Origin of the sequence: Indolivaga alginatilytica, assembly GCF_003201355.1 — a bacterium.
Lineage (GTDB): Bacteria > Bacteroidota > Bacteroidia > Bacteroidales > Dysgonomonadaceae > Dysgonomonas_A > Dysgonomonas_A alginatilytica.
Genome location: NZ_QICL01000033.1, coordinates 35,838 through 46,903 on the forward strand (window position 1 = coordinate 35,838; position 11,066 = coordinate 46,903).

The 11,066-nt window shown below is 37.9% G+C and carries 7 protein-coding genes; 1 reads left to right on the forward strand and 6 read right to left on the reverse strand.

Features of this window, described 5'->3' with window-relative positions:
* Positions 1 to 139 precede the first annotated feature (139 nt).
* The 5 genes from CLV62_RS18420 to CLV62_RS18440 form a co-directional block, all read right to left on the reverse strand.
* Complete coding sequence (locus tag CLV62_RS18420; RefSeq protein ID WP_110312249.1) at positions 140 to 1,948, reverse strand: glycoside hydrolase family 2 protein; 1,809 nt, start codon at positions 1,946 to 1,948, stop codon at positions 140 to 142.
* A gap of 27 nt (positions 1,949 to 1,975) precedes the next feature.
* Entirely contained in the window at positions 1,976 to 3,109 is a 1,134-nt protein-coding gene (locus tag CLV62_RS18425; protein ID WP_110312256.1) for an aldose epimerase family protein, read from the reverse strand.
* 5 nt (positions 3,110 to 3,114) lie between these two features.
* Entirely contained in the window at positions 3,115 to 4,128 is a 1,014-nt protein-coding gene (locus tag CLV62_RS18430; protein WP_110312250.1) for a family 43 glycosylhydrolase, read from the reverse strand.
* 4 nt (positions 4,129 to 4,132) lie between these two features.
* A complete protein-coding gene (locus CLV62_RS18435; protein ID WP_110312251.1) occupies positions 4,133 to 6,151 on the reverse strand; it encodes a hypothetical protein in 2,019 nt (672 codons plus the stop codon).
* 98 nt (positions 6,152 to 6,249) lie between these two features.
* Positions 6,250 to 7,209, reverse strand: a complete 960-nt coding sequence (locus CLV62_RS18440; protein WP_110312257.1) for a glycoside hydrolase family 43 protein — start codon at positions 7,207 to 7,209, stop codon at positions 6,250 to 6,252.
* 477 nt (positions 7,210 to 7,686) lie between these two features.
* On the opposite strand from CLV62_RS18440, the gene CLV62_RS18445 reads away from it, so the two are divergent.
* Complete coding sequence (locus tag CLV62_RS18445) at positions 7,687 to 7,989, forward strand: hypothetical protein (protein WP_110312252.1); 303 nt, start codon at positions 7,687 to 7,689, stop codon at positions 7,987 to 7,989.
* A gap of 77 nt (positions 7,990 to 8,066) precedes the next feature.
* Here the strand turns inward: CLV62_RS18445 and CLV62_RS18450 are convergent, their stop codons facing one another.
* The gene (locus CLV62_RS18450) at positions 8,067 to 10,649 is read right to left on the reverse strand and encodes a carboxylesterase family protein (RefSeq protein ID WP_110312253.1); all 2,583 of its coding nucleotides are present in this window, start codon (positions 10,647 to 10,649) and stop codon (positions 8,067 to 8,069) included.
* Between the last annotated feature and the right edge of the window lie 417 nt (positions 10,650 to 11,066).

The window sequence follows — 11,066 nt, forward strand, 5'->3', positions numbered from 1 at the left end:
GCCCAAATTATATGGGTAGCAAATCGTAATTAAAATAGAGATTAAGATTAAGGTCTATGACCTATTTGTTTCTTGGGTGTAGGGGCGAACCTATGTGTTCGCCCGCAGAGGACAGACACATAGGTCTGCTCCTACAAACTTACCTATCTAAAGAACTACATATTTCTTGGTTAACTTTTCGGGTACGTGCTTCATCTAATTTAATAACCTTGCGGTCATAGGTCATCAATCCGTTTACTTCACCTTCCACATCAGTAGTTTGAGTATAAACAGCTGCAGAAAATCCTGCTTTTATCAATTTTTTCAGAGTTTCGCCATACTTTACATATTCATCAGTAACTTCTTTCGAATTCTTGAATTGCACATATCCCCAATTTTTATCGGGCTGCCACAAGTGACCTTCGAGAGGAAGCCCAATACCACCATATTCACCTAACACCGTTGGTCTTTCGGCATCATATAAATAAAGTTCGGGTCCCGGATAATTATGTAAATCGAGCATATCGCCTGTGCGGTAGTGATTACCTCCACTTGCAGGATTTACCAAACGTGAAGGGTCATAATTTTTAGTCCATTCGGCAGTTTCAACTGTTTTGAACTGCCCCCAAGCCTCATTAAATGGAACCCATGTTACAATAGATGGGTATGAAACAAGATAGTCCATAATATCTTTCCATTCTTTGTAATAGTTCGCTTCTGATTCGCCTGAACGGATCAATTCACTTCCATTAAAATACTGACGGTTTTGCCATTGTGGCGATTTATCTCCATTAGGCATATCCTGCCAAACAAGTATCCCCAATCGGTCGCAATGGGTATACCAACGGGCAGGTTCTACTTTTACGTGTTTGCGGATCATATTAAACCCAAAGTCTTTTGTTTTTTGGATATCATATACCAAAGCCTCATCTGTTGGAGCGGTGTATAATCCGTCGGGCCACCAGCCTTGATCGAGTGGTCCAAATTGGAAGTAGTCTTTATTGTTCAACTGTATACGTACAATTCCGTGATCGTCTCTTTTGGTCGAAATCTTACGCATAGCGGCGTAACTATTCACCTTATCTACCAATTGCCCATTGGCATACAAATTAATTTCAAGATTGTATAAGAAAGGAGATTCGGGTGACCATAGTTGCATATCGGGAAGAGGAATATTCAATTGTTGCCCTACTGCTCCTTTCGCTTTTGCTACAATGGATGAGCCATTTTTCACTACGACTTCTACAATATCAGCTGATACCGTTTTTTCGGTAGCAACATCTATGGATAGTTTTTTAGTATCAATATTAGGAATCGTTTTTATTGAAGCTATATGTTGGGCATTAACCGGCTCTAACCAAACAGTTTGCCAAATGCCCGAAACGGGAGTGTACCAGATACCTTCGGGTTTGGAGTTTTGTTTGCCTACAGGTTGAAAACCCTCGGTTGTAGGATCCCATACTTTGACTACTAATTTTTGATTGCCTGATGTTAAGAAGGGAGTTATATCAAACGAGAAAGGAGTATAACCACCCGTGTGGGTTCCTATTTTAACATCATTGAGATATACTTCTGTTTTCCAATCTACTGCCCCAAAATGTAATAGAATCGTTTTGTTCTTCCAGTTCGAAGGAACAGTAAACGAACGTTTATACCAGAGTTCGTTATCTTTTCCGAGTTCTTTTTGAACTCCCGAAAGGCTCGATTCCACTGCAAACGGTACAAGTATTTTACCATCGTACTTTTGAGGCTCGTTTTGTCCATTGGGTAATATTGCATACTCCCACAAACCGTTGAGGTTTGTCCACTCCGAACGTTCCATTATAGGACGAGGATATTCAGGCAATACACTATTTACGTCAATGGTCTGTGCCCACTTCGTCTTTATTTTATCTCCCATCGGTTTCCACTGTGCAAACAGCCCGATGCAAGATATCATCATTGAGAATAATAAAAAGTTTCTTTTCATGGTTATTATATTTCTAGCGTATAAGGTTTATTTATTTATCGAAAACTTATAGATACATGTTTGTGTATATGTTTCTCTCGGATTTAAACGTGTTGTAGGGAAATTAGCATGATTAGGGCTATCGGGGAAATGTTGCGTTTCAAGAGCAAAAGCCTCTCTATATTTCAATGGCTTGCCGGTTTTCCCTGCAACTTTTCCGTCAAAAAAGTTACCGCTATAAAATTGCAATCCGGGTTGATCCGACCATACTTCCATCTTTCTGCCGCTTGAAGGCTCATAGATAGAAGCTACAAGTTCTACATCTTTAGCCGTTTTCCGGTCTATCACCCAATTGTGATCATAACCTGCACCGTTTTTCAGTTGCTCATTTTCGGCATTTATTCTTTCGCCAATAACAGTTGGTTTTCTAAAATCGAAGGGAGTACCCTCTACGCTTGCTATTTCTCCTGATGGAATTAATACACTATCAACAGGAGTTGTATTGCTTGCATTAATCGTTAAGATATGATCTGTAATAGTTCCGTTTCCTTCTCCTTTAAGATTGAAAAGGCCGTGATGAGACAGGTTGATTACAGTTGCTCTATCTGTAGTTGCAGCGTAAGTTATTTTAAATTCGTTTTCGGGTGTAAGCACATAAGTCAGACTTAATTTCATAGTTCCGGGAAAACCTTCTTCTCCGTTGGGCGAAACATACGACATCTGTATTTCGTTGTCAGTCACTTTATCCACATTCCACACAACCATATCGAGTCCTTTCAATCCTCCATGCAATGTTTGCCCATTGTTATTGATTGGTAGTTGATATGTGGTTCCATCTAATTCGAATTGCCCTTTTGCGATACGATTGGCATAACGTCCGACAACAGGTCCCAAGAAACGCTCTCCTTTGTTGTTAATATATCTGTCGATAGTTTCGTAACCGAGTACAACATCTTCGTATTTTCCGTTCTTATCGGGAACCCAAAGTGTAACCACTCTGGCTCCTAAGTTGGTAACCTGCATAGTTAATCCACTTGATGATTTCAAGGTATATAGGGCAACTGCCTTACCATCTACCTCTGTTTTAAAAGCTGATTCGCTCAATAAAGGAAGTTCTTGATTTGGTTGTTTATTACATGATAACAAACCAATTAAGAGACTTAAGTAAATAAATGTTTTCATGTTTTTCATTGTTGAATTTCAAATACAGGTTTTGATGCAGATAGAGAAGGACTTCCGCCTTCAATATAAGGCCAGTTATTACTATCCCATTTCACTTGATCAAGCAATAGCACCCTACCCTGCGGATTTTTCACATCCACACCATGATAAAATATCCAATCGTTGCCAGCCTGATCTTGTACTATTTCGGAACAGTGCCCATTGCCAACAAAACGGTTATTGCTATTGATTACTATGTTGTATCCATTATCGAGCATGCTTTTTCCATCCTTATCGACATAAGGTCCCATAAGAGATTCTGATCGTCCGACAACCAGTTTATAGGTACTGTTAACTCCCTCGCAACAAGTGCCGATGGATGCAAACAGGTAATAGTAGTTGCCTTTTTTATGTATGTAAGTACCCTCGAAAGCTGTTCCTGCAATGTGTTTCTTTTCCGCACCTTCTTTTAAGGTAAGTCCGTCATTGCTTAATTCTATGCCATAGATACCTCTGAAACTACCCCAAAACAGGTATTTTTTTCCGCCATCTTCGATATAGAAAGGGTCGATTGAATTTGTCACACCAATTTCATTACTTCTGAAAAGTTTACCTTTATCGGTAAAAGGTCCTGAAGGACTGTCGGCAACAGCGACTCCAATTCCGCAAGTTTCTTCACCTCCCCAAACCGACATGGAATAATACAGCACATATTTATCGTTTATATAATTAATATCAGGCGCCCAAAGGCCTCCTTTAGGTTCAAAATCGGGACGGCTATTGTCGGTGAAAACTGTTCCTACAAAACTCCAGCTGGTTAAATCTTTTGATTTATAGATGGGCATATTGCGTACATCTTCTGTTGCATACAGGTAGAAATACCCGTCATTTGCTTTAATAATGGTAGGATCGGGCAAACTTCTTGCTATCACCGGATTCGAATATGTAGCAGTTTCAGGTGCAGGAGCGGAATCATTATTATTCGCTGAACAAGCCGCTAAACTGACCAATGTAAACAGATATAAAAGAGTTTTTCTCATAACATTAGAATTTCTTTTTATTATTGAAATAATTTTCCACTCGATCGGGACTTAGCATTTGCCATAACGAAGCTACCGTCCAACCCGGTGCAAAGATATCATTGTAGAAGCCTTTTCCGTTTTTACCATAATCCCAATTGGTATGCTGTACAACTTCGGGATAATAGCCCACTTTAGCTATATCAAACATATGTCCTTTAACGGGCATTAATTGAAGCATTGAACTTTTGATAATGGATGAAAATTCGGCGAATCGAGGCTCATTACGTTCCTTTGCCAACCAATCAAGAACGGTTGCAAATTCAAAGATAAAGACATCAATATGGTTGTTTTCGACCGAAACATTTCCCCAACCTCTCGATTTGAAACCTACATCGCCCAACATTTGTCCTTGTGCAAAAGGCACATCCCACATGTAGTACCACGAAAGGCTGAAATAGGCAGCTTGTTTACTCAGGTCAATATAATGCTGTTGCTCTTTTCCTTTCGATACCATTGCCAGATAATACATGGCAGTAGAGGCATATAGTGATGCTTCCTTATCTTCACAATTAGCATCTAAGGTTGACGAAAAGTAGTCTGCTTTAGAAACCAGTTCTTCTTCAAGATAAAGAGCTGTCTTTTTTGCACTTTCCAAATATAATTTATTGTTAAAATAGGCATAAGCCATTGTTAACGGTAGAGTTGCCGATGGTGTACTGCCTCCCGATTCATCTACGATTTTGAAATCGTCTTCAAATTTACGAGGAAAACTTCCGTTTGCTTCCTGTAATTTGAGGAAATTATTCAGCAACGTTTTAATTTTAGCTTCCCATTCGGTATGTTTGCGACCTTTTCTTTTTTCGTATTCCAAATAATTTAACAAAGCAAAAGCTCCTTCCGATTGACGACGTATGCTGTATACTTTTGTCTCGTCATTATCATCATAATTCACAAATTCTCTAAAGAATCCCGAAGGGGTAAATCCATATTGCAGATAGCTATCAAATATCGAATTTGCTTTTTCAACCAAATCAGGTTTGTTATTTGCTTCTCCATATTCCAACGCATTGAATGCATTCAATAAAACACGACCCACAAAACCAACTTCTACCGAGCCTGTACTTTTGCAATCATCGGTACGCATATGTACTCCCGAGAAATATTTCAGATCGTACTTATCCACATAGCTTTCGTGAAAAAAGTTAGAAAGTATTTCTTTTGCATCGGCTGTCGATAAATGATCTTTTAATTCGTGAGGTTTTAAGGTATCATATGAGTAATTCCAAACAGAAGCCACAAATTTAGAAAAATCGGCTGCTTTACTCTTTTTGATCACCCAAACTAATTGGCGTGTTTCACCTTTTTCCAGTTTTTCGAAAGTCTGCACAGCAGGAGCCAGAGTTAGTTTACGGATATATGTTTTAGGTGCTTCACTATACGGAAAACCAAATACGAGAGATGATTTACCGCCTTGATTACGAAATCCTGTAAATCCTAAAGATGTTTTACCGGATAGAATAACTTCTCCTTGACTATGGCAAGCCAAACTTTCGTTCTTAAAATCATCTAAACGCAAAACTGTATAATAAGTTCCTGTTTTCTCGTTGAATATACCGGTTAGAGGTGTGCTTAAACGATCTTCTCTCACCTGCCAGCTATCGCTTGTATAAAACGATGGTGCTTCTTTAGGTGATCTTAAGTTGCGTCTATACCAAAATCCGGGCATATAGAATTGACAGTCATCGTGATTCATCGTTGTATTATAGCTTTCTTCGAAATTATAATACACCAAATCTGTTGCTTTGAGATTAATTATCAACTGTAAGACAGAATCATTCTCGATAATCTGTTCTTTTATCTCAACAGGTATATTTGCTGTTGAAGTCAGCATACCGTTTTTAGCTTTCAACGGATAAGCTATTGCCGGATTTCCGGGAGATTTTAAGGTTATTTGAGGTCTCAGGTTATCAGCCATATCGGCTGCATGATTCAATCCGATAGAGGAAATAAATAATGCAATCAGTAATAGTTTCTTTTTCATGTTCTGTATATCTTCTTTTATTGAGGTCTCAGACCTGTTATTATTTCGGTATCGGGCAGCCACATAAGTCTACCCTTACTTACCATTATTTAATTACTTTATTTAAGATGAGTTGCTACAATATTACCTCCTATTTTCATTATTGGTTTTTCATCATCCGAGAATGAAACGTCTGTAATATACATCAATCGTGGGTGTATATTGTTTTTGTCATGATGGGCATGAAATACCATGCGAAGTTTGCCTCCTTTATCCTTAAAGATGGCACTGTGACCAACCCCTACCAGATCATCAGGTTTCTGAAAAATAGGGTTCTTATCATATTTAGTCCATGGTCCCATTGGAGAAGAAGCGGTTGCATACCCCACTCCATAATTCTGACTTTGATAGTCATTTGCGGAATATATCATGTAGTAAATACCTTTATGCTTAACGATAAAAGAACCTTCGGTTACACGCCCTAAATCGTTTTCCCATGCTTCTGTAACATGAATACAGGGCTTCATTGTTTCTTTCTTCATCGTTTTCAGATCAGATTCCATTTCTGCAATCCAGATATTATTACCATCTGTGAAGCGTACAAAAGAGAGGTAAGCTTTACCATCATCATCTATGAAAAGTGAATTATCGATACACTTCTCATCTTCTATAATCGGCTTTTGAATGTCCTGACGAAATGGTCCTGTGGGAGAATCGGATGTAGCAACACTTATATGCTCATCAACCGAATAATACATGTAGAATTTTTTATTTTGTGGTATGTAGTACACTTCGGGCGCCCAAAACCAACGATCGCCCCACGAGTTATTTTTATGCAGTGCTAAAGTTGCTTGTTTTTCCCAACTTATAAGGTCGTCTGATGTATATACGAGGATACCGTTTTCATCATTAGTGCCATACGCATAATAGGTGTTATCGTACAACATTATAAATGGGTCGGCTAAAGCAACTGGCTGTTTTAAGGTATTATCAGGCTCTTCTTTTTGAGTTGTTGAACTCTTATCATTACAAGAGGTTATGAGCAGACTTACTAGAATAAGAATTGTGTTCTTAAATATTCTCATGATTTCAGGTTTATTTTTCCGGTTCGATTCATTTGGTTAATCAAACATATTAAAAAAATAAACTAAAAAACATAGTCCTTTCTATTCTGAATAGTATGTGCTATGCTTTGACATGATTGTGCTATTTTATCTACCAATAGAATATTGTATTGAGTGTCCGACCTTGAAATCAGACATGATTAGAATATAATTAAAATATTTAACCGTCTCGTTCGTCTTAGATAATAGAGGGGGACTTTCTAAGTTTCGTTAAAACAACATTAATAAAATTAATATAGTGATTACTCAAAAAACATTTCGACTGATATTACGTATATATATGTATAGAGTGAGTGTTGTATTCAAAAAACTCCATTCTGGCAAGGTCATCAGAAATGATACTAAGAAATACATAGGACATGGATTAGCAAATGAGAGGTACGAATTAAAAACCTTAGAACTCACATTCCCTTAAATATAAAATATGAAATTATGAATAAGATTATCGCTATTTTGACTAAAAAAGGGCTTTTAAGTAATGACATTCAAGAAGATGCAGATTTAAATATATTTAAATTGGAGGAAGACAAAGTTGTCGGATACGAAAAAGTAAAAATAGAAAATAAAGAACATAGCCATTTCTTTACATTATTAAGGAATAAGAAAATCAATCTATTATATATTGATACGTTGGCTAATGATTTACAACATTTAATTGAAAAATTTGGTATTACAATCAGATTCAAAGAAGAGTGTGATGATGACAAATTTTTAAATGCTTTTATATTCTCTTGATAGTGGAGTACACAAGACTTTATACCGATTAAAATATATAGGGGCGTATTGCGTACACCCCTATATGTTCTTATTCTTTAGAAATCCTGACTTGTCAAAGTCCAGTCATTATCAAAATATCCTGCAGCCTCCATACCTGTTAATCCATCTTTCAGCATATCTGCACGATATATCATCAGATCAGGAAAACCTGTGATACCCGATATGTAATTGTTAGGAGAGGTAGCAAGCATACCTGCATCACCTGTTCCGGCAACAACTCCCACAGAAGCAGTGTTACTGCCCGGATGAGGATAGATAAAATAAGTCCCAAGATCATCGCCACTAAAAGTTTTTCCGCCAATAGTAATTACACCTTTAGCCACTTGAATCGGACTATTCTTAAGTAATAAAGGCCATACACGGTTATTATCTTTATTTCCGTAAACGATTACATTACGATCCGGAAACTTAGCAATTGAATATTCTGTGTCGGGAATTACATCAATCGATCCGTTTCCTCTATAATAGAAAGTCTCGGCATCGAAACGAGCTTTATTTTGATACCATTCGTTTTCTTTTACTGTTCCTTTTGTCGGATATACAAACACTACATTATTATCGTAAGCATTCTTAAATCCGCCATAACGTCCCGAATATTTATGTTTTAAATTTACTTCATTTTTTATCTGCCATTTATCATTTTCAAGAGCCAAAATCGCTTTTCTATTGGAAGGAACAGGTAATGCTTGTCCTGAGATATTCACTGTAACCTGCTCGTTTCCTAACATCAATGAAGGAATATCAAGAACCAACATAGCTACATTATCTATTTTCAGAACATGAATCGTATCATTATTCAAGCGTACCTGCACATTACTCAAATCGAAAGGTTTGATTTGTTGTTCTACCTTTAACCAATAATCTGTCGGGGAAATTGCAGGAGATGCTGTATAAAAATCCATCTCTTTCACATCCTTAGCCTGTGGAATCGAATGGCGTGAGAAGAACTCAAAGATCGGATGCCAGTCTACACTGTGATCACCAAACCAATGCTCTCCTCCCGGATACTCGTAATAACAAAAATCGGGATGAAATTTACCCAATACCTCACGCATACGGCGGGCGTTAGATGGAGAGACAACGCTATCGGCATCTCCGTGAAAAATATATACACCCGATTGTTTCAGGTTTTTGGCTAATGAGATTACACGCCCTCCGTTACCCCCACGTTTGAAAGCATTGTAAGTCGAATTTTTATCGTGCATATCATCACCCCGTCCTCTGCCATAACTTGCAATATCAGGATAACCGGCAGATGGTGCAACTGCTGCGAATTTATCAGGGTAAGTGGTGCCTAAGAACCACGATCCATGCCCTCCCATAGAATGGCCGGTCAGATATATTTTTGATTCATCAGGCTTAAATATACGTTTAGCTTCTTCTAAGACCTCTAAGCCATCGATACGTCCCCATTCTTCCCAGTTAAATCCATATGGACGACGGTTAGTTGCTGCAATAATATCCGTCCAGTCTTTCGACTTGTATGCTCTGGCCTGATTGCGGGCTTCTACTCCTGCCCCGTGAACAGTCAATACCATTGCTTTTGTTTCCTCCGGATTTTTACGTATTGCAGGAGCAACACTATAATATTGTACACTTCCATCTATACGGCTTACAAAAGTACGCTCGTGATGAACCGATGGTAAAACCTGACGTACTTCAACGTTTGTCTGATCAATTACCTTTCCCGATTTATCAAGTAATTCGATCTTTACAATAACCTTTCCCTCGCTACCGCTATTGCCGATAGCAGGAATTTTATATCTCAGTTTTCTTACACTCAGAGCCATTATATCCTGAGTTTTATACTCTTCCTGCTTCCCATCGGGAAGTGTAGCCCGTATTGTTAATCCTTGCAATGGCTTTTCCTGTGCATTTATTACACGGATGGCAGCCCATTTAGAATTATCCTCGCCGATAATAATATCGGGAATAGTCATGTCACGTTTTGTAAACATGATTGCTTTTTCAGGTTTCACCAGTTTAGAAGTAACCTTACCAAAACGCCCGGGTGTATAAACGAATTCATTAAGACCTTTTTTCAGTTTTACAGGCGTCAGAGTATAGCCAAAATCGTAATGATCACCCTCGCGAGGCATCCCGTTCACATACGTACGTGTTCCACCCGTTGTCTCTAACAATGCGATTTGTTCTTTAGGAGATTCATATGATGTGTACAGGAAAGCTGAGCGCATTTCAGGACGCTTAAACAGACCTGCAGAATCGGCTTCCATGACAGCCCATGTCCATTGAGGAAGTAACTCCATTGATTTTTCACCCTTACTGCCGGCCAGCCATTTCAGATAAGCATCTTCTACCTGACTATCCATATTGGGATAAGAATACCCGATCACGGCTCCGGCTTTAGGTGTAATAAAATTACCTGTAGCATACATCCAGGCAATCATATCTTGTCCATTGAACAATGTTCCCGGATTTGTACCACCGGGTAGCAAAAAGCCGTTACGGAAATTGTAAAATACCTCACCCTCGTCTGTTTTTTCAATCTTTTCTTGTCCGAAGATTGTTACAATGTTTTGCGTCAAGATATCCTGCGTAGGAAGAATTGACAGAAGCAATAATCCTGCAATCTTTGCGCATAGATTTCGTTTTATCATAATCTTTATTTAAAAAAGTTTAAGGTCTCAGACCTATTCATTACTTTGGTAAGCATAACACCCCCTTTTAATCTCCCCTTAGGGGAAAGGCAGCAGGCTTTAAAGACTTACTGTTACTTAAATTATTGTAAAAATAATCATTTACTATATTTAACCTATTATTAAGATGATTAAACTTACTCCCTTTTTTTTGTATTCATGATATTTCGTACAGAACCATTTAAAATCTGACTGACATCATATCTATGCGAATCAGTAGTTGAACTTTTCCGCTGATTTGTTTAGTTAAAATGTTTATAATCAATAAAATAAGCGATTGACCATTTGCTCAATCTCTTGAAAATCATTAACTTAAAAGAATAATCCCCATTATTTTTCAGTTATGATTCCCAAGAAGAAAGAGCTTAAACTGATAAA